At 60.9% G+C, this 21,216-nt stretch carries 10 protein-coding genes; all 10 read right to left on the bottom strand.

From position 1 onward, the window contains the following. Positions 1–158: 158 nt before the first annotated feature. Positions 159–3,389: a helicase-related protein gene (locus M8J71_RS01170; RefSeq protein WP_256246187.1), complete on the bottom strand. Its 3,231-nt coding sequence runs from the start codon at positions 3,387–3,389 to the stop codon at positions 159–161. Further along, entirely contained in the window at positions 3,386–5,254 is a 1,869-nt protein-coding gene (locus M8J71_RS01165; protein ID WP_256246186.1) for a phospholipase D family protein, read from the bottom strand. The genes M8J71_RS01170 and M8J71_RS01165 overlap by 4 nt, the downstream gene beginning before the upstream one ends. Then, the gene (locus M8J71_RS01160) at positions 5,254–6,495 is read right to left on the bottom strand and encodes a DUF6361 family protein (RefSeq protein ID WP_256246185.1); all 1,242 of its coding nucleotides are present in this window, start codon (positions 6,493–6,495) and stop codon (positions 5,254–5,256) included. The genes M8J71_RS01165 and M8J71_RS01160 overlap by 1 nt, the downstream gene beginning before the upstream one ends. Before the next feature lie 293 nt (positions 6,496–6,788). Then, a complete protein-coding gene (locus M8J71_RS23540; protein ID WP_374114789.1) occupies positions 6,789–7,454 on the bottom strand; it encodes a helicase-related protein in 666 nt (221 codons plus the stop codon). Between the two features lie 85 nt (positions 7,455–7,539). Then, positions 7,540–7,842: a winged helix-turn-helix domain-containing protein gene (locus M8J71_RS23535; protein WP_374114788.1), complete on the bottom strand. Its 303-nt coding sequence runs from the start codon at positions 7,840–7,842 to the stop codon at positions 7,540–7,542. Positions 7,843–8,153: 311 nt separating this feature from the next. Further along, entirely contained in the window at positions 8,154–9,818 is a 1,665-nt protein-coding gene (locus M8J71_RS01150; protein ID WP_256246184.1) for a DNA cytosine methyltransferase, read from the bottom strand. 139 nt (positions 9,819–9,957) lie between these two features. Then, positions 9,958–11,772, bottom strand: coding sequence for a DrmB family protein (drmB, locus tag M8J71_RS01145; RefSeq protein ID WP_256246183.1), 1,815 nt, complete (start codon positions 11,770–11,772; stop codon positions 9,958–9,960). Beyond that, positions 11,759–14,830: a helicase-related protein gene (locus M8J71_RS01140; RefSeq protein ID WP_256246182.1), complete on the bottom strand. Its 3,072-nt coding sequence runs from the start codon at positions 14,828–14,830 to the stop codon at positions 11,759–11,761. Before M8J71_RS01140 ends, drmB begins: the two co-directional genes overlap by 14 nt. A 116-nt stretch (positions 14,831–14,946) precedes the next feature. Then, the gene (locus M8J71_RS01135; RefSeq protein WP_256246181.1) at positions 14,947–16,470 is read right to left on the bottom strand and encodes a nuclease-related domain-containing DEAD/DEAH box helicase; all 1,524 of its coding nucleotides are present in this window, start codon (positions 16,468–16,470) and stop codon (positions 14,947–14,949) included. Next, positions 16,467–21,179: a sacsin N-terminal ATP-binding-like domain-containing protein gene (locus M8J71_RS01130; protein ID WP_256246180.1), complete on the bottom strand. Its 4,713-nt coding sequence runs from the start codon at positions 21,177–21,179 to the stop codon at positions 16,467–16,469. Before M8J71_RS01130 ends, M8J71_RS01135 begins: the two co-directional genes overlap by 4 nt. Positions 21,180–21,216: the final 37 nt, after the last annotated feature.

Raw genomic sequence — 21,216 nt, 5'->3', positions numbered from 1 at the left:
AAAGGAGCCTCTCACCCAACCCATGCCCTCCCTCATTCCCTAGAGGGGCCAACCTCGGCTCATTGTAGTCAACACCCGTCCGGTTCCTGCAAGGCACCGGTAAGCACGACGGGCCCAACAAACGGCCATCGACGCTACGTCGGGTGTTGAATATTCGTTCATGAGGCATAATTCGGCGGTGTTAGATCTATGGCTGGCCATTCAGCGCCGGGGCCAAGCAGCTGGATGAGGTCCTCTTGGCGGGGCTGTCCCATCACCGAGCGGTACGCCCCGAGTGTCCGCTGCAGGCGACGGTACTGTTGCGCCTCGCGGCTGAGTGGCATTGCGGGGACGTAGCGCTCAATCGTAGCTTCACCTTCGAACACCCAGTACGGGCTCATAAGCGAGCTGCCAACCGGCTCTGCGGACGCAGCGGCATCGAATAACGACGCCCAGGGATCGTCATAGGCTGGGTCCACGGCAGCCGCTCCGTGCGCGGCAGCAACGTTCTTACGGATCGCGTGCCCCTTGTACCGATGCACGCGCCCCTCACGCTGTTCGAGGTCAACGGGATTGCTGGGAAGGTTCCAGTGCACCACGGAGTGGCTGTAGGTGTGGAAGTCGAGTCCCTCTTGCCCCACGGAGGTGCTGGCAAGAATGAAGGGCCAGAACGGCGAATTATAACTGTCACGGACCGATGACTCGCGTGCACTGGCAGCCTCGGACGTCTGAACACGGCCGAAGCGAGCAGCGATGTGCGAATGCATACGCTGCTGGTTGATGGAGACGTGTCCTCTACTGGAGTCCAAGTCGTGCACGACGTTCTCGGTAGTACGAATTGTTGCTGTTGCCGCGATGTGTTCTGCCAGCGGCAGGGCGCGATTCAGCGGTTCATCAGCAGCGAAGCCTTGGGAATCGATCAGAGTGTGCACGTACTCGTCGAGCACGGACTGGAGGTTGCCGTCGGCGCAGTAGCGTAGGACCTGAAGCCAGTAGCTCCCGCTGTCGGCGTCGGCCATGTCGGTCTCCGCGTTGCGAACAGCCGCCATAATCTCAGGCCGGTTGAACAGCGAGATAAGACCGCGGGAGACCCGCAGCGCGGCGCCACGGACCCGCACCTCGGTCCATGAGTCGACGCCACCGGTCGCGCGGCCGAGGGCGCGGAGTGCGCAGACGCCGGGTCCGGCTACTGCCACAAGCGCGAGGACCCGGGCAAGGTCGGTAGGAACCGGGCCGAGCATCGCGAAGTCCGGATCGGAGGCAAAGGCGAGGTGATCGGCGAGGCGGGAAGTGGCGTCTTCCTCCCCTTCACTTGATTGGAAGGCGCTCAGCAGCCCAGGGTCCTCGAGCACAAGCGCCCGATCAAGGAGGTAGGGAGCGACCCCGTACCAGGCGCGGCCCGGGCCGGGCCCAGCGGCCTCGGCGAGCGGCAGGGCGAGGGCGTCGAGCTGTCGCTGGACTCGAGCGGTGACCTCGTCGAGCAAGAGCTGGGGGTCGAGTGGGAGCGAAGCTCCGAAGGATCGTGCGACTTCGAGCGGATCTCCGAGTCTGGCCAGGGCGACCGAAGGGTGGAGCAGCGCAAGGCTCGGCAGATTCGCCGGGCGGTCCCGCTGAGCTTCCCAACCAAACCGGAGCAGCGGACTGGGGCGGCGGCCATCGTAACGGAGCGGGTTTGACTTGCGAAGCCGACCTGAGGACTCGACGAGCCGGCGCTCGGACTCGTAGCTGACCATCGCAGCAATGGCTTTGGGAACGACACTCCACGCGGAGAATACGAGTCGCTTGGTAAAGGTGCGAACGCCTTCGGCGGCGAACGCACCCCCGGGCTCAACGTAGGGCATCGAGGGCGGCATCCAAGCAAGACGCCATACTCCGCGATCCATTGTGTCGTCTATGAGGGCTCGCATCTTCGGGTTTCCGGGCTCCAGCTTCCGGTAGCTCTGCACGTCCTTCCAGGAGAGCAGTCCCTGGCTGTGGGAGGCGAGTAACGCAGCGAGTTCTGGCTCATCATCTTCTGCAGCTGTCAGGACCCGGCTTGCGACTTGGTACGAGGACCGGTCCATGAAGTTGAAAGGGTATGACGCGGATCGCCAGTACTCAAAAACGTCGTGGCCGCGCACGTGGCGGGCGATGCTGTCGCTCATCATCCAGACGTGCAGATCAGACGGGTGCAGTTCGAGCGGAGGCAGGTGCTTCTCGACCAGCATGCCGTCCTGCTTCGCGGTGGCCCGAAGCCGTTCTGTCCGCGACATAACGTGCCGAAGCTCGGCCGAGACCGCCGCCGTCGCCTGCTCGGCGGTTCCTCGGCCCTCGGTCGTTCCGAGAAGCATGCCCTCGCGGACCTTAAGTAATAACTTCGTGACGCGTTCGGCACGCTCGGGACCCGCCAGAAAGCCGATGGTGGCTTGGAAGTCACGTTGGTGGTCTTCGCCCGAGGGTTCGTCAGGCAGGGTGAACATCTTGTACGGAGTCGCCGACAGGATGAGCGTCTTCGTGCCCGGGCTAGTGATGATGCGTTGCGCGAGTCGTTGGGCATCATTCAGGTGCTGCTCATCTGTGCCAACGCCCGGGAAGAGGTCCTTAAATCTCTGGAACTCATCGAGGATGACAAGGTCCGGGGAGAGGCAGGCGACCGATGCCTGGGCCATGGCGATCCGCAATGCTCCGATCATGGTGCGGCGGCGGCGCTCCATGTCGGTGGATTGGGATTGCTTGCCTCTCCAAGTGCCGAGATCTTCGATCAGGTCGTCGAGCAATGAACCCGCGAACGGGCCGGGGCGAGTGCGCAGGAGCTCTTCGAAGTCACGCATGAGCATTGGGTCAAGATCTGGGCGGCTGCTTTCCCAAGTCAGGCGGGACTCAAAGCGTGCGAAGTCCACGGTGCAAGCGAAGTACCGTATTGCGCTCTTGCGTTGCAGATCACGACCTCCGAGCACCTGCCTGAGCATCCAATGCAGCAGCGCTCTCTCTTGGACCTTGCCGGTGGAGGTGCCGAGACGGAAAGAGGTTCCCGGGGTGAAGGAGATTACGTTGAGGCGTTGCCGGTCCAAGCGACCCATGGTCTTCGGCAGCAGGGTCAGGCGGTCTGCATTGTCTTGCTTCTCGCCACCGGTCAGGTCGCGCAGGCGTTGCAGGTTCTGCCGTGCGATCTGGCTGTTAGAGCAGATGTACACAATCGTGAGCGGCTGGCCGGTGTCCCAGAGGTGGTCAATGGCGCGGGCGGCGACGCCTTTGGCCACGAGGGTCTTACCGAGCCCGACCTCGTCGGCGACTAGGAACCGGTCGACCCGGTCCTCGGCCAGCCAGAGGCGGCCGAAGGCGTGGTCGACCGTCGCCCGTTGAAAGGGTTTGAGACCAGACAGCATCGCCTCGACATCTGGTCGTGCCGTGTCGAGGTCAATGACGGTCATGCAGTCCTCCGGGTGCGGACGACGTTGAGCACGACATCCCACATCTGCAAGAACTCGGCAGGTATCAGGGTCTCGGCCTCCGGGAGTGCACGAATCTCGGCGATCTGATCGGCGACCGCGGCGAGGCGGCCAATGTTCACACCGACCGCGCGGACGAGCGGTTCAAAGAGAACGACTGGCGGAGGGGGAACCGTGTAAGAGGCCTTGGTTCTGGCTTCGCCGACGGGGATCGCGATCGTACCCTCGGTGCGGTCGGAGGCCATCGCCCGGCGATCGTCGTCGATGCCGAGCAGAAACGCCAAATACCGGAGGACACGCTCGGAGCTGTTGAGTATGCCAGCGAGGGCCCGCTGCCGGCGCTCTAGCGGGTCCCCGATAATTGGCACCATGATGAGGCACCGTCGGGTGAGTCGGGCGGCTCCAGAACCGGCGGTGGTCTCGATTGCGATGAACGGGGTGATGTTCTCGATCGCGATGTCCCAGATCGTGGTCTTGCCCAGAGGCCGCCGCTGACCGGGAACTGTCGACAGCCAGATCTCGGTCTCGCCCGGCACTTCGGCCGGGAGAGTGAGTGTAAGGCGTGCCGAGGCGGACGCATCGTCGCGCGGGATGATGTCAAGCCGCGGACGGGGGTCCGACCGCGCGAGCTCGCGATGGAATCCTTCGAGCAGGTAACTGGTGGCGATCGCCGGGTCCTCGGAGGGGTCTTCGGCTGCCGGGGTGTAGGGCTCCATGATCATTTGGAGTCCGGGCTCCTTGGACTCCCGACCCAGGACGGCCTCAACGCCGCAGGTGGCCGTAAGACCCGTGAGGACGGCGTTGAACTCGACGTTACGGCCCCATGCTGCGGCTGTGATGTTGGCGCTGCCGGTGACAACCGTGGACCGGCCGCGAGGATGGTCGACGACGACGGTCTTAGCGTGAAGGCCCGTAAGTTCTCCGCCGGAGACCTGAGCAGCAGCGTCGCTCAGACTCGCGCCGACCTCGTCGGTCTCCTTTTCGGACTCTTGGAAAAGGTCGACGCCGGAAGACAGGACCTGAAGGTCCCAGCCAGCGGTGGCCCGAGCACCGAGCTGATCGAGCGACGCGGCGCGGCTGAGGAGAGTGGCTTCAGAGGTCGTCGCACGCAAGCGTTTTAGGGTGCCAGCGGTCAGGAACGGACTGATCGCGAGCATTCGGTCGGAATGCTCGGTGAACGGCCAGGAACTGTCGGCTGCAAGCCCGAGCGGGAGCAGCTCTCCCCCTGTGAATGGCTCTGGTGACTCGAGCCGCACGGTGCGAAGCGTGGTGCAGAGGTCTTGGATCGCGGTGGCGCGGGATTCGGGCAGCTCGTCAGTGCAGAGAGTCGGAAGCTGGGCGACAAAGTCCGCGGCGGGCGCGGCTTTGATCGTGCCATACGGCCCCTCGTCAAGGACGAGGGCCGTGTCCCAGGAGCTGTCAAAGGTGAGGTTCCTGCTGGCCACGACCACCCGATGGTGGAGGGCACCGTCGTTGGGTCGTACAAAACGGAGTACCCATAGCTTCGGGTGGAACAGTGCGTCCTCGCCCGGCGGTTCGACCTGGAAGATGCTGTCTTCAAGGAATGCGAGGATGCGGCTGTGGGTCGCTGGCACATGAATCGCGGCGGCCTGGCAGAAGACAGTCGTGTGGCCGATGTGCCGCTTGACCGCGTCGAGCATCTGCACGGGGTCGCCGGATCCGATGGCACGTGCGTCGTCAACGTTGCCAAGGGCGAAAGCCATCGGGGCGACGAGCACCGCGGTGAGGTCCAACGAGTAGGTGGTCACGACTGCGACGTCGACGTCGAAGCCGGGCGGAGGAAGCAGCGCGTCGGTGAGCAGGACAGTGGTGTCGGGATTCAGCATTAGACGGCTTCCAGCCCGTCGTAGATGTCCTGCAGGTGGCGTCGAGCGTAGATCCACCGGAACTCAATCCGGTCAACGCCGGATGATCCGCCCCAGGCATCTAGAACTTTCCAGTTTCCTGGGCGGAGCCGAGCGCGGCCGCCCTTGACGGCAGACTCGCGCTCCCTCACCAGACGACGGGCCAGACCGCTGTCAGAGACGGCGTGCGGTGTGCGCGCGAGATCGAACCAGGAAGTGAGGAAGCGCTGAGTCGACGGCGTGAAGGCGCGGCGGCGGTCCTTCATGAGGCGACCGATCGCACGGTGATCAGAGGCGTCGAGCGGGCGGATCTCATTGACACGGTCGGCCCACACTGCGAGCTTCTCCCGGTAGCGCTCGACCGGATCGCCTTGGTAACGTCCGGCATTACCGGATGTCGCCTCCCCGAGCAGCAGGTTGTAGAGCAGGTTCGCGCCTTGGATGACCAGGCTGAAGCGCTCGGCGAGATCGACGAGATCCAGGAGGTTCGGCGGCAGGTCGCGGCGCACCTCTGAGTCCCACAGGTGCGCTGGCGCCGAGGCGGCATCTGTCCAGGTGGCCGGCCTCCGGTGCACGAGGTGTGCCAGCAGAGTGCCGGCACAGGAACGCGTGATCGTCTCGGCGAAGAAAGAGGCCTCCTCGTGTCGGAGATCGAAGGTCGCGCTCTTCAGCAATCCTTGAGGCTGAGAAGGAACACCCGGCACGATGCCGGTAGGCGTGAGCTCGATTGGGGTGTCCACCTCCTCCTGACGAGGCGCCGATCGAAGCTGATCGCTGCGCAACACGCACCGACGGAAGTAGCCTCTGACTGAGAGACCAGACTCGACAATGCCCCAAGAAATTAGCGTTCCCCAATACACCGCGCTCGGTACACGTTGCAGGTCCCGTCCGGCGCGGCGACCGATTATCCCTTCCTTGGCATCTCCCATTCCCCGTTTAAGAGCGTCGATGAAGTCCCGTTCAATGTCGTGGAACGCCCAGGCCATGTCCTCGGCCGTGTCCTTCTGCGAGGCGATCTCAAGGAGCCAAGACACGAAGAGCACGTAGCGCAGACGGGTGTGCAGCGTCGAGGTGCCTGGAAACAAGGTGTCGCTGATCCCGTCCCGGATCGCGCCGATGCCGAGGTCATCGATCGTTCCATGGTCCCGAAACAGCTCGACCGCTTCCATCATCCGTCGGCGCTGTTCTGGGTCGACGGCGAGCCACGCGAAAGTACTAGCCATACCGCAATTATGCAGGCTTGCACCGACAACAGACTGTTGGCAGTCCTTGCCGACAAGTAGAGTCCGGTTTTACTGCCTCGCAATAATTTCCGAGCACGGCCCAAGGGAATCTAGCGGCCGCGAGAACACAGCTCCCCGGCCCGAGCTTAAGGAAGCTAGCAGATTTGGTCTCTGTCTACCCGGAGCCTGTTCGATATACACGGAGACTTGGTGGGGTCACCAAATAGCCCCTAACTACAGTGAAGTCGTAGGAAATCTCGTTACTCGAACAGATGGATCTTCCCGGTAGAGGATCATCTGACCGCCGTGGGCCCGGAAGAAGCAGCGCGTTGTCCGCCAGGTCGGCTCCTCCGAGGTCTCCACCACGCCCGCCGCCGAGGTGATGCGGCAGCGGCTGGCACTTTCCAGTTTGATTGGTTCGGGCTGTCTTTGAAGTAGCTCTGTTCCTGCCTACCCTTACTGCGCCACCGCAGCCGCGGTCGCAAATACATCCGCCGGCATCGCCCGGTGCAGCTTCCAAGTAATCGCGATCGGCTTCTCCCCGGAGTGCTGCACGTAGTCCACCTGTCCGAGACACGCAGGTACGGGAACTCGTCCTCGACAGCCTTCTCCAGCTCCTTACGCCCGTAGCCGGTGAGCGCCCGGTAGCGCAGATCAAAGCGGAATTCACGGCGCTGCTGGCCGATGAAATCCAGGACCGTCAGCACCGCTTTGCCCTCGGCACGGCGCAGCCCGCGTCCCAGCTGCTGGAGGAAGACGGTGGCGCTCTGCGTGGGCCGGAGCAGCAGGATGGTGTCCACCTGCGGCAGGTCCAGGCCTTCGTTGAAGAGGTCGACGGCGAAGATGCAGTTGATCTCCCGTTTCCCCAGGCGCTTGAGGGCTTCCTCACGGTCAGCATTGTCAGTGCTGCCGTCGACGGCGACGGACGCAATGCCGGCACGGTTGAACACCTCGGCCATGTGTTTCGTGATCAAGCTATGACATACGCCGGATGCAAAGGACGAAAGCAAGCAAAGATTCATTACTTTCCAAGGTAAGCAACGCTTATTCCTCTGCAAGCAGGGAAGCTTCTGTCCATCCTCTGTCCGTCAAGGCCCATGTCCCGCTAGTTCGCTCCCTAAGAAGACCATCGCGGACTAAATCTGCTCGTGCAAAACTCGCTCTATTCGCCCAATTCGTTTCGAATGGACGTGATTTTGGGGCCATCTCGTCCTCCGCCGTCCATCTATCTTTATAGGCGGCCCTTAGCCTCATTAGAACTTCGGATCGGCGCAGGCTTCCGTTCTCGCTGCTATGCAAGATAAGTAAGATCCGTGCTTTGAGAGTTTCCTGGCTCGTGAGGGTCATTTTTCTATTATGCGCTCCCCCTGTGATCAACCGCCTGCTTGGGCGGCGGGGCCGGAAACTACATTCCTGCTTGCCTGACCTAGCCAGTGCGAGAGCCAGCTCGGCAATTGTCTCTACGCTATCGAGTTTCCGCAGTACCTTCTTGTGCGGTCCATCAATTTCATCAGTTACGGCTCCATATTCATCTATCCCCGGAGGGTACCCCCAACGCACAGTCTGATCTGGCTGAGGATTCTTTTCCTGTGAGATGACAAGGGGACGTCACTTGCGGCGCTAGTAGGAGGAGGAGCTCGAGCGGGACGGTAATGACATCAAGATGGGGCAGATGCGACCATATCGAGCGACTGAAATGCTAAATCTTCGACGTTTACGTGATGGGTGTCGAAGCCTTCAAAGGCGCGAGCGTCGGAAGGCCTTGCCCTTAGAAGAGCCACCACTTCACTCAATTCACGCCTGTCGGAGTCACCCGGATCCACCAATCGCAAGTAATCATAAATGGATTCAGCGATCTTTTTTCCGAGCGGCACAGGGACTGCGTTTCCGATCTGCTTGGCGATTTCAGTCTTCGACCCGCACCAGCGGAAGTCATCAGGAAAGCCTTGTAGCTTGGCCGCCTCAAAATGCGTGATGGGCCGGTTTTCTGTCGGGTGTAGGTAGCGACCCTTCTCGGGCTTGAAAAATTCGGTTCGGATTGTGACGGCCGGGGCGCCGGAACGCATCCGCCCCATAACATCTCCTGTCCCCGTGTCATGCTCGTCCCACGCTTGAGTCGACAGGTATTCAAGGGTGGCATCATGAGACGCACGTCCGTCCCAGACTTCTACTCGATACACTGCGCTCTTGCTCCGGCGAAGGGACACGCTTTCTATCTCAACAGACCTAACAGCCAGCGATTTGAGAGTGGCGCCTCCGTCGACGACTACCTTGTAGGTACCAAGCACATCTAGGCTCCCCTGCGGGTCACGAGGCGCTCCTCCCTTTTCTAGGATCAACTCCGCACCGCTATGGAAGCGACATAGATACCGGCCACGCAGGTTCTTGCGGTTTCCGTTTGTCGGAATTGCCTTATAGCGGGCGAGCGAAATCGGTTCGGGGCGCCTAGCAAAGTGCAGTTCCGTGGTAAGAAAGGGTCCCGCGATGCTCGACGCGATACCTTTGACTGTCGTCGCTCGCCCTCCGGGAAGCTCTGTCGTTTCGAGTTTCATGCCAGCGGTCCTGCTGAACAGATCCTCGACTGTTTCCCATGGGCTAAGGCTGGTTAGTGCGCCGTCAACACGTTTTCGCTTCAGTTGAGTGGTGCGCGAATGAGTGGGCTCGGGGTATCGCATTGTCTCAACGGGCAGTCCTGCATCCGTTCGAACGCCGATTACAATTGACCGTCGACGTGCCTGACTCGCACCGTAGTCGGCGGCGTTCAGCAGGTAGCGCCGGGCACGCTCCCATTCGGTGTCGTTCTCGTTCGCTCCCGGCGGCTCGACAAGCTGATAATTCGCGAGGTCCCCACTCCCAATCCGGTCCTGGAGATCATTGAACTCAGCTGAGCGAACGAATCGGTCGACATTTTCGATGACGAAAAGTTTGGGCTGGAGTGCGATAACAACACGGATGAACTCTTGCCAGAGTTTATTTCGATCTGCGCGCACCTTGTGCCGATTCAAACCGGAAAACCCCTGGCAAGGGGGACCTCCGACGACAACGTCGACATCGCCTGGACGCCATTTTGGCTCCCACTCGACGATGTCACCACAAAAGATATCCGGTGGATCAAAATAGCGAGTTCGATTCGACTCGGCTCCGAAGTTCATTGTGTAGGAAGCTGCAGCTGCTGGTTCCCATTCGACCGCGCCAATGCTACGAAAAACTGGAGTACTGCCACCCTTCGGACGGAACTGATGAAAGCCTTCAGAAAGCCCCCCGCATCCCGAGAACAGGTCAAGGACCGTAATAGGCGCCTCGACTGTGTTCTCTGCTGCCATTCGTCCATCCTAACTGGCGTGCGGCCCCCTAGCCGCCAACCAAGCGGGTGACAAACATCAGTTCCAGAAGTTTCTTGACCACGGCCAGCGTTCCTCACAGGATCACGGAAAACTAGTTCCGTGGGCAGCACTGGGCTTATTATGTGGACCTCGCCAACGACCTGACTTCCTCCAGCACGCCGTCCAGCAACCCCGGGACGTTGCTTCCGCCAAGGACAAGCTGTCGGTCGAGAAGCCGGTTGGCGGTTTCACACGAGGTTTCGCTGACCAGCGAACAGCCGTGGCAGGCCGAAAGGTTCAGGCTTGACGTGCCCTGCCGATCGCTCTCAATGCACACAGGGTCGTTCGAGCAAACGTCTGCATCGTCAAGTGCTGCGAGGAGCAATGGCACCAGCTTGTCGGGATCGCCGAGTCTTACGAGACCTCCAAGTGTGCCTTGGGCATCCCCGGCTGCTGTATATATCAAAATGCCTGCAGTGCTGTCCGGGCGGTCAGCGTGTGCATAGATCCGCTCTTGGAGAGACGCCGAGGCATACCCACTGGCATATGCGAGACGGCGGACTAAAAGGTGCGCGAGAGTGTGCAGAGCGACATAGCGAGGCTCGGGGAAGTCGAGGCGCTGCGCCCAAGGGGTCTCACTGCGCCTGCCCACGAGGATGCCTGCACGCGCCTGAACCTCTGGCCGGTTCTCCCACTCACTAAGGAACTGCTCGTTGAACTGAAGAAATATCCCCTCGCCGTACATCTCGATTGCAGGAAAGACTGGCCTTCGTTTAGCGTCGATCGAGAGGTCTGCACTGATCATTTCGGCATCCGCGGAATAGCGTCGGAACCCCTTGAGCACCCGGACTTCACGCACCCTCCTGACTTGTCCAACGGCAGTCAGGCGAGCGGCGAGAGCTGAAGGAACGTCCTGACGACCGCTTAGGGTCCAGCCATCCACGACAAAGTCGCCTTCGCTTCGGTCTCGTCCTGGCTTATCCAGCTTCTTGAGGAAAGCTGCCCATTCGCCATCCTTCAAGTCGAGCAAGATGTCGTCTTTTGGTTCGTCTCCTCCGGCCGCGACACTCAGGACGTCACCAGAGCTAATACCGAGCTCGTCCGCGATCCATCCAGCGATGACCTCCGCCTGGGGGCCGCCGTTGTCGGCGACGACCTTATCGAAGAACATGTGGCTGCGGATGGTGTCGGCCATCTCGTCCGAACGAGGGCGCTCCTCTGGAATGTCGAGGGCGGATATGCGTTCCGCGATGTAATTGCCGGTCGCACCGCGCTGCACTGCGAAGAGCGTGTGATCACACGCGTTGCCGGGGGTGGGGTCCTGCCAGGGCTGGACGCCCTTGCAGCGGATCCCGTCCCGGGTGAGCGCGTCTTTTGTAACAAGCTCAGACAGGGGCCTTGACCGTTTGCACCCGCCGCATTCTACGCGCAGCGACTTCAGACCTTCACCGTGGCTAGCCGAGCGGACGAAACGAAGCTCCTTATAGGCGCGACAAAAGCGGACGGGCTCCGTCACGCCGGCGTCGCGGCCACGATGGGCCCACATGAACCATGGGATGTCTTGGAGGTGGCTGCCCTTTTCGCAGACGGCAACGTAACGCATAGGGACGAGCGACCCTTCGCAGGAGCACCTATTTGTCCATTTTCCCTTTTTCTTCCCCGTCTGTTGTGACAGTCGCGAGCACCTTTCGCAGAACCTCCAGGTAGGAAACCTCCAGTACAGCAGGCCGAGCGTATCTTTTCCTGCCCGGTCAGAGTGGGTCGGAGCCTCGCGCAGAATGCTCGACCCGAGCCGCTCCACAAGGCGTTCGCAGTGAATCTCGAGAGCGAACCGTTTGTCCCACCACGACGTGTCGGGTGCAATCAGGGACTCACCCCGAACGTCTACGATTGCTCCCACACCGAACGGCGACACGGTTTCCGACAGCCGCAAGTCGTGCTTAATCCGTTCCACTTGTTCCCTCCTCGAAAGGCTCGCGTACGCCCACGGCCACGTTCGGTTCTACGGACCGCATGGAGTCGGCAACGAGCCAGCCCTCTCCCGGCTGCCCAAAGCGCTTGAACAGTGCAGCATCGGATTGTTTTTGACGGTCGTACATCAGGCCAGAACCGGATTCGCGGGCCTCCCTCGCCCGCCGGTCCCACTCGTTGAGTAGCATCCTGACGCTTTCGCCGGTGTCGTCCATTTCGATTTTGTCGGCCCGTCCCACTAGGCCAACAAACCTGTCAACGAGCCCCACGATAGTGTCCCTCTGGCGGACATCGTTCAGGTCCAGGCGGATAGCGGCATCGTTCCCAGCGAGTTCAGGTACCAGATGACGCAAAAGGGCGGCAAGGGCTCCGGCGAGCGAGCGAGCGCGTGAGGCCAACGACCACGGCGTCACACTGGTCGGCTCCACATTGCGATACAACACTTCGTGGTAGCCGCGGAAGGTCTCGAAGTGCGAGCGGTCGCGCGCGCGGTTGGACCGGAACAACGTCGTGACGACCCCTTGGACCTTGCCACGTCCTACGCGGCTGGTGGCCTGAATGTATTCTGAAGTCGTTTTGGGTTGTCCGACCATCAACATCAAAGCAAGGCGAGGGATGTCAATTCCTACGGAGAGCATGTTGGACGAGAGCACGACGTCTATCGCCTGGTCAGAGTCGTCTGCGCTTCGCTTGAGTTCACGGAGATCGTTCGGGAGCTCCTCCGGTCCGCGACGGCTGGTGAGCTCAAGAACCCTTTCTGCCCTAACCGCGCGAAGGTCATGCCCGAGCCGCTCAGCCCGCGGTTCCAGGCGAGCGTTGACGTCGTCGACGACTAAGGTGCCGGTTCGACCAAGTTCACGCAAGCTGTTGTGGTACATCACGGCGGTCCAGTAGGCGTCACGGCTGACGCCCGGGCTTCCCAACTTATCGAGCACTGCTGGGATCTCGATCAGTGGTGAGGCCGCTGAGACCGTGGCCGACATCTGCGACAGCGCTTGCGGCATCAGACCGAGATATAGGCGCCCCTCTCCGCTCGTGACGGGCCGCGAAAAGAAAGTGCGGTCGTCGTCGAGACCCGACGGCGGATACAAAGCGACGGGTCGCCCGTACAGCCCTTGAACCTGTTCGTCAGAGGACCTGATCGTTGCCGTCGAAGCAACGATCTTGGGGATGGCTCCCCCGGCGGAGAGCAGCAGCTGAATCACGGCATCGAAGACTGCGACCGTCGTTCCCAGGGGCCCCGACAGGAGGTGCAGCTCGTCCTGGATGATCATGGACGGCTGCCGGAACGCTGTATTCAGGCCCAGCAAGCGACCCGCATCCGGGCGAAACTGCAGGCGGGCAAACTTGTCAACGGTCGCGAGTAGGATCGTTGGCGGCTTCTCGTAGAGCACCTCATCTACAACCGCAACGGGAAGCTCATCGTTGAAAGGGCATGAACTACTGGTGCAGTGGATGACAACGTCACGACCTATAAGCTTGACGCCATACTCATTCAGCTTCGACGATCGCGAAATGGGTAATAGTACGGTGGCGCACCACGGGCAGCTCTCAATCTGGAACTGGTTTGCCTCTTCTGGACGCGCCGCTTTGTGAAGTCTCTCTAGTGCCCCTTTAGCATCACGTCGCGTTCCCGGGGTGACCTCATTGCCCACCCATAAGCCGATGGTGAATGGCGCCATCCCCTTAACGCGTGGGTCACCTAGTCCATCAGCCCTGCGAAGGATTTCCATCGCGCAGACAAGGGAGGCAGCGCGCTGGAACTGCTGGGAGGTGAGTAGGCGAAGAGTGTACCGGGTCAGTACTGCAGTGCCGCCTCCTGCCGGTCCATGGGAAATTCTTCGGCGGAAGATCTCGATCGCCGCGAGCCCAAGGTACGCTTCTGTCTTGCCACCACCCGTTGGAAACCAGATCAGGTCGACGAGCTCGCGCTCGGAGTGGGTCTCGTCGACGGTGGAGGCGAGAGCAACCAACAGGAATCCGAGCTGGAACGGCCGCCAACGAGGCTCCGATGGTGCATCAGTCCGATTGCGCGCCGCCTGCCGCATTTGAAGGCCCATGGCTGCCATAGCAAGTGAGAAGGCCGAGCGGAGATCAGACTGATCGTCCTGTCGCAAAAGAGCGACGGTTTCAAGCATGCGGGAGAAGGCCACTTCGGAGCGATCGACAATCCGTGTGGCGACTGGGGCGTCGGATCCGAACGAACTTACCCGGACCTTTTCGGAGGCAACCCATGTCCCGAAAGCGTCCACGAAGGCGTCCAAGGATGCGAGAACTTCGACCGGCGACGAGTCGAGACGCGAGAGGTGGTCGAGACGCAGGGCCTGCGCCTCAGGGGTCGACTCATCGAAGGCTGTGGTCTCGATAGCCGGCACCACGAATGATGGCACCGCGTCGAGCCACACGCGATTGCAGTTACCGTCGGACAGCTCCCAATTGGCAGCCATGCCGTGGCCAACGGCATAGACCTTTCGGTTCCGGTACCGGAGGCGAAGCTCGGCCGATTCGTCGTCGAAATCAAATGCCCTTGTGGTGTCGTACTCCAGGATCGAACCCGGTTCCTGCGGAGTGACCGCAAGCGAAACCTGATAGAGCATGTTGGCCGCGTCAATCCGGTCGTCGCCGGTCGAAGAGGCCATGATGCGCACATGAACGGTCACTAGGAATGCATCGCCAAAGGACCTCCACCGCGACCCAATCTGGATCGGTACGGCACCTGCTGCGTCCTCGTGGTGCGGCTGATCCCGCCCTAGCACAAGTCCCTCAAAGCTGAAGGGGGCACGGCGCCAGCGTGGCGGGCCCTCCCCCTCAACAGCAGCGTAGGTCGCACCGGTCAGGTCGCACCGGATCGCCAAGTGGTTAGTGACGAAGGAGATCGCAACCGATGACGGCCGCCAGTCTTCCGCGATCGGTACTCCGGCACCTGCCTCCTCCACCTCCCCGGACGAGGAGACCGCCGCGTCGACGTCGACGTCGTCGACGTCTGGCAGAGCAGCGCCCTCGTCGACAACTGGCGAAGCGTGCTCATGTGGGAAGAGCATGCCAACGGCATACTGCCTGCTCGGAAGATTTTCTATAACCTCGTCGTCGCCTCCGTCTGGCCCGACGTATGCAGACCGAAGGTGCTTAAGCACACACTCTTGTTCATGGGTGAGGGTCATTGTGCAGATACCATCCGCTGTCTCACGAGCTGCTTTAGTCGCCGCTTGTCATCCTTAGACACGATGACGTGGAGCGAGACCCGTGCCCGGGTAACGGCGACGTAGAAGGCCGCTAACCCTGCATCGTCGAGGGGTTCGGGCAGGCCACATACGATTACGTGCTCAGCTTCGAGTCCCTTGGCGAACCTGGGGGAGGTAACCGTAATTCCGTCGGCGCCGCGCGTAGGCGCCTTGTTCGAGGTTGGGTCTATTACCCAGATCTCACCCCGGGGGACCCCGTCGTTTACAAGCTGCGCTGCAGCAGCCGCACCGTCCAACAAGGTGACCCGACCCTCAGTGGTAATCCAGTTGACTCGTTCGCCGTGTACGATCCCCGGGTCGCCGACATCTGCGCCGAGGTACTCCTGGACGACATGTACGATCGCACTGGTGTTTCGCACGTTTAGGTCGAGATCGACTGTCACGGCCTCGTCCGTTACGAGTGCGGCAACGTCAGGGTCGTAGTCACCGTCGACGTGAGCCTGGTTGTTGGGGTCAAGGAACATACGCCAACGCCCGCCGGCCCGACCACCGACAATCACGGCGTCTATGCGGTCCATAGCTTCCGCTGTCATCATGTCTTGGGCCTCGTCGATCAGCACCACGTCATAGCGACCCACAGTAGGAAGTTTTTCGAACGGTATAAGGTCAACGGGCCGCCCAGCGAGGTGGGGAGCAAAGTACCCTGCAAGGGCAGGCGACCGGAAGGTTACCAGCACGGACCGCCCTTGATCCGCCTCTTGCTTGGCTGCCTCGACCAGGACCATTGATTTTCCGGTTCCCGCACCGCCGTGCACGAGCATGCGTTGGTTACGCGCGAGGGCCGCCAAGACCCGCGATTGCCCGGCAGTTGCGCGGTTCTGTTCCTCGATGACCGCGCCGCGCTGCGCGTCCACAACTGGCATCCGAGTGAACTCTCCAAAGAGATGCGTTCTGAGGTCTTTCATTCGCGCAAGCTTTTGACCCGACGGAGCATTCCGCGCCCCTGCCACTACCTCGTCGAGTGCGGTAGCTATGCCAGCAGCGGTCATCTTGTCTCGGGCAAGCCAGTGCGTGGGTAGCCAGCCAACTGCCTCTGGAGGCGCGTCGATGTCAGGGGTCACTACGACTGCCTCGTGTGCGAACCATCCGATCCCCTGCTCCTGGAGGATGCTTCGGAGGGCGAAGGCCGCGGAGCGAGCCTGCTCCATGGGTGAGCTCGCAAGCTTGTGCCAGTCCCCTCGCCGATCGACCGAGTACCATGCGCCGTCATGTTTGCGGACGCCTCCGCCTTTTACTTCTATCAGGATCAGGGTACCGCGCCACAGTATGACAAAGTCTGCCTCGGCCTGCTGCTTATAGGCGTGCGAGCGCAGGCTTACCGAGAAGAAAGCTACTGCGTCAGGATCGGCCTCGACATCATGCAGCAGCCGCGCGACGGAACGTTCAGCAGGGCTTACTGATTGCTTCTCGATATCTGCCAGGGTTGGAACCAGGATCATCCCTGCTGCTCCTTCCAGAGCTCTTCGTACTCGTGGTAACCGAGGAAGTTGTTCATAGCACCCCAGTTGTCTGCAACGTCGACGATCAGACACTCCTCCTTACCGCCGTTTTCCTTGCCACGCAGCCCACGTCCAGCCATCTGGATGTACGCGCCTGGGCTGAACGTTGGTCGCGCAATGTACAGCGCGCGAACGCCGGGTGCATCGAAACCCTGGACCAACAGGTCGCAGTTGGCAAGCACCTTGATCCCGCCGTCCTGGAACTCCTTGATGACCTTCCGGCGTTCCTGGCGTCCGGTCTGGCCACTCACCGACGCCGCCTTTACACCGCGATAACGCAAGGAAGCTGCAAGCACCTGGGCTGAAAGCACACTAGGTGTGAACACGAGAATCGGCCATTCCGGATCCTGTTGCAGGATGTGCTCCACCAGTATCCGCATACGGTGCTCGTTGCGGCCAATGCGCTCATAAACGTTTCGGTCGATGAGACGACTCGACTGGAGCGCGCTGCGTTCATTCATGCTGAGATCAACGTCGACCCCCGACGGAAGCACCTCGTGTCGGACGCTCGCTAGGACGCCGAGATTGACGAGCTGCTTATAGGCGTCGGACTCGAACGCCGTAAGTCGTTTCGTACCGAACCTCGCGACCAACTCCTTGGTCCCGCTGTGGTCCCCTGCCCGCCCCTTGAAGGGGGTCGCCGACAAGCCCACCAGCGGACGTTCCCAGCTGCGTCCGTCGACTCCGAGCCATCGCAAGATGGTCGTGTAGCGCGTCGAGCCCCCGGCACGGTGTGCCTCATCGATAAAGACGGCAGTCGGCCTGCTCAGCCACTCGTACTCAGGCCGGGCCATGATCGCTTCAATTTTGGCGTCTGTCGCCACAACGACGGAGAGTTCGGTGTCAGGTTCGTGGACGGAGTTGGTGTCCCACAGTCGGCCGATGGTCAGAGGGCGTTCGTCTCCCAAGTAGCGCCAGACTGTCTGGAACGTCTGTACTGCCTGCTCGCACAGCTCCGCGGACTGGGCTATCCACAGGATTGTGCCTGAGAGCACCTCGTCAACGAACAACTTGAGCGCGGTTTCTGTCGCCACACGGGTCTTGCCCGCACCGGTGGGCAACTCGACCATGCCCTTCTGCGCCGGTCCGTCCGCGGACGGCTGGGTTAGTACGGTTCGGAGGTCTTCGCTGATCTTTTTTTGGTAGCTGTGAAACTTATTAAGGCGCACGGCACCCACGACGACGAACTCTTCCGGACGCGGCTGGTTTCGCTGGCCCGCGAACTCCGGGCCGAAGCCCATTTTACGCACCCAGGAAATTGCTGCCGGCGTTCCCGCCCACGCCGACGGGACGTCAGAGAACCCCTCCTCCCGGAAGCGCTCCGCAAGGATCTTCAGCGAGTCGGAACCGTAGACCGTCAGGAACAGATCGGCTACGGACGTGTGGTCATCGACAAGTCCTTGCACCTCCAATGCCGTCCAGAGGCCGGTCGGCAGCGCATCCCGCAAATCGTCTGGCCCGATGTACAGGTCGAGACGTTCAGCATCGGACTCAATCGCCTGCGCCTGCTGACGTAGAAGCTCCAGCCTATGGTCGAGGCCAGCCCTGAGCACGGCGGATAGCCGGGCGTTGTCGAGGCGAAGATCGAATGCCTCGTTCACGAAACCGAGGATTCGTCGCTCGTCTGAGTCGCCGGCGACTACCAGTTCAAACCCATCACGGTGCCAGTCCAAGGGCTGGTCTTCAACACCATCCTCGGTTGTAACGCGTTTAGCGATCAGCAAGGCACGGGAGACCTTTGAGGCATATAGCTGCACTCCGAACTCGCTACGCAGTCCGGTGTAAACGTCAAGAACCTTCTGAGCTTCCTGCTGGCCCTCAATAACCATAGAAAACGAGAAACTGTCCTCAAACCTGCGACAGCCGACGACGGCGACCAACTCATCAACCTGCTCGGGCATTGCGCGCAGATAAGGGCGATGGCGGGCGCGAAGGAAGTTTTCCTGCTCATCCGTCTTAGCAAGGTAAACGGTAGACGGCGCATGTGCTTCCACCGTCTGCCTTACTCGAGCCGGAAGAGACTTCGGTTTAGCACCTTCTAGCCCGATCCTGCTTGCGGTCAAGACGAACTCCACCAAGATGTCATCATCTACCCGGGGGAAAAGTTCTCCCTCGAGCATCTCTCGCAAAACGTGAGGGGGAACGTCGGTGAGCTCGTCCGGAAGGTCAAGCACGGTCAGCGCCTGATGTGGACCCTTGTAGAGCGGCAGCAGGCCAGAAAAACGCACCAACGAGGGTGCGACGACATCACGGAGTGGACGAAAGCCTCGAGTCGTGTTGAAAAGGCCCGCCTGCTCAATGGCCCAACGAACGGGTGAGCAAACGGAAAATGTGCGTCCAGTGCCCGCGTCCTCGACAACCCAGTCTCCCTCGGCGAACGACAGGAGGGCTGTCGTCCAGCTCGCACGAACCTGATCGGGAGCGCCCGCGTCGCGGAGCATAAAAAGCACCGAAAATGGACCTGGTCCCTCGGCCGGGCTGAAGTCTATCGACTTTATCGGCCGTTCACCTGGCCCCTGCCCCGCGTTAAGCTCTGCGAGCATAGCCTCAACATACGCTTCGTTCGCCAGCTCGTCCTCCAGGGCAAAGTTTTTCACCGGCTGCTGCACTACACCCAACCGGTGCGCCACATCGGGTACGCAGCGTCGTCGATCGAGGAGCCTCGACGCGAAATCCTCTGATAGAGCAACATCGAGGTCTATCACCTGCTGCGGCCAAGCCCAGCCGCCGTCACGAGTTGGCACCTTGATCGCGGCCCTAGAACTGCCCATAAGCTTTGCAGCCGCAGGGGCGGCAACTGACAGGACCGCGTCCCATAGCTTGACGAGGTCGGCGTCATTCGGCTCCACCGGAAGCGTAGCTAACCGTGCGTTGAGAATCGCTTCAGGGTCGAGGTCGCGGAACCCTCGCCCCCGGAGAAGCATTTCGATGCCTTCCTCCGCGAGAAATGCGGCGTCGACGAAGACGGCTCCTTCGATTTCAAGGTCTGCCTCGCGGTGGAGGAAGACGATGTCCTTGTCGGCAAGTGCTCGCATACCTGCCGACGTAGGGATCACCTTCGCGGTGGCAATCTCATCAAGACCAGGATTCTTAGTAACAGTGCGGAACGCGTTGGCCGCGGACTTCGGATCGTTGCCTTCCGCCCACTCTCGAAGCCACGTCAGAAGGCCCCTCTTCGGCATCTGCTCCAGAGCGAGCCTAATGTCACGTTGACTCGGTTCAATGGCCGAGTTGGTCGCGGATAGCAGGAGGTCTCTTAAACGGCTCGCGCGCGTTGAAGTCGAGTAACAGCGCCAATGCGGGACGTCGTCTCCTGTATTGGGAGATGCGATCCAGCCCTGATGAACCGGCTCCTCGAAGCGGACTGTCAGATCTAGCGGCCGCAGCGCTGAACCGTTGCAAAGCTCGGCCCTAGCATTTGGGATTAGCTCTGTGGCGCCCGCGAGTTGCAGCACGTGGGTTGACAAGTTCTCGTCCCCAAACCCGTGGCTTTCCTGGCCCCGACCACGCGCGGGCATGTAATCCAGGTGGGCCGCGGGGTCGCTTTCAGTCCTCAGTTGAGGCAGCAAACCTACGAAAATCTCGGCAAGTGTTCGAAGCATTTCCCGGTTGTACTCGTTTTTGAGCAAAGTAGTCCGGTCATCGTTTACGCTCCAAGGCGCGTTGAATAACCCCGATGCTGACGTCGTGTCTTGCAGCCGAAAGTATGACCAGAACTGGCCGATCTTCAGCTTGTTTTGCTGAGCTGGTACAGCGACGGTTACTTTCACTTCCGCCCGCGATACCGCTTCTCCCACAAGTTTGCGCGACTCGGCCGAGGGGGCGTGCATCCGGCTCCCTACAATCCATTCGCTACCTTCACCATCGGGGCCTTCAATCCGTAGGACTCCACCACCCAAGTCTCGAGAAACGTGGCTTGTCTCAAAGGGATCTGGACCTACCACGCGGAGCTTAACTTCTCGGACAGCGCTGACGAAAAGCAAGAACTCCGAGTTAAAGTTCTCGATCTCCTCGCGAAGATGGTCAAGGTTGGACGCGCACGGAAGCTTCACAATTGTGGACGCCCACATTCCCAGCTCAGCAAGGACCGGATCTTCCTGAATTTCCTCTGCTGCGTCCAAGAGGGTCGCCGTACGTAGGACCGGAAAACGTTGGCCAGCCAAAACGCTAGCAAGGGCCTGTCGAGCCTGTGCGGAGTTGAACTCGAACGCGACGGAGCGGCTGAGAACCTGTGGCGAGTCACTGACGGCAAGGACCGACTTAAACCCGAGCCCGAAACGCCCAATCTCGTCACCACGCTTCCCACTGAGATGCGCGTGGGTGATAGCGATCAATCCCGACTTGGAAAATGGCCGTCCCGAGTTTGCACAGTAGAGCGTCCGAGAAGCAGAATCGAGCACAATCTCAACTCTTCCGAGGTCTCCTGACCCGGCGTCTTCGGAACCAGCCATCGCGTCAGCTGCGTTCTGGACAAGTTCGAGAAGCGTGCGATTCGCGTAGCCACCCGTGCGGATGGACTCCTCATGATTAGCGTGTTCAGCGATCAGAGTTGGCTTAGCCTTATAGGCTGCTATCGCACTCGAGAACTGCTCGTTGATCTCACGAACAAGAACTTCGTCGGCAACCCACTCGACAGTTGTTTTTGCCATCTATTCCCACCCCAACCTTGCTGGCGCTCCCTCGCAC

This window comes from Pseudarthrobacter sp. R1, from assembly GCF_024494415.1.
GTDB lineage: Bacteria > Actinomycetota > Actinomycetes > Actinomycetales > Micrococcaceae > Arthrobacter.
This window is presented reverse-complemented; position numbering and strand designations above follow the sequence as displayed.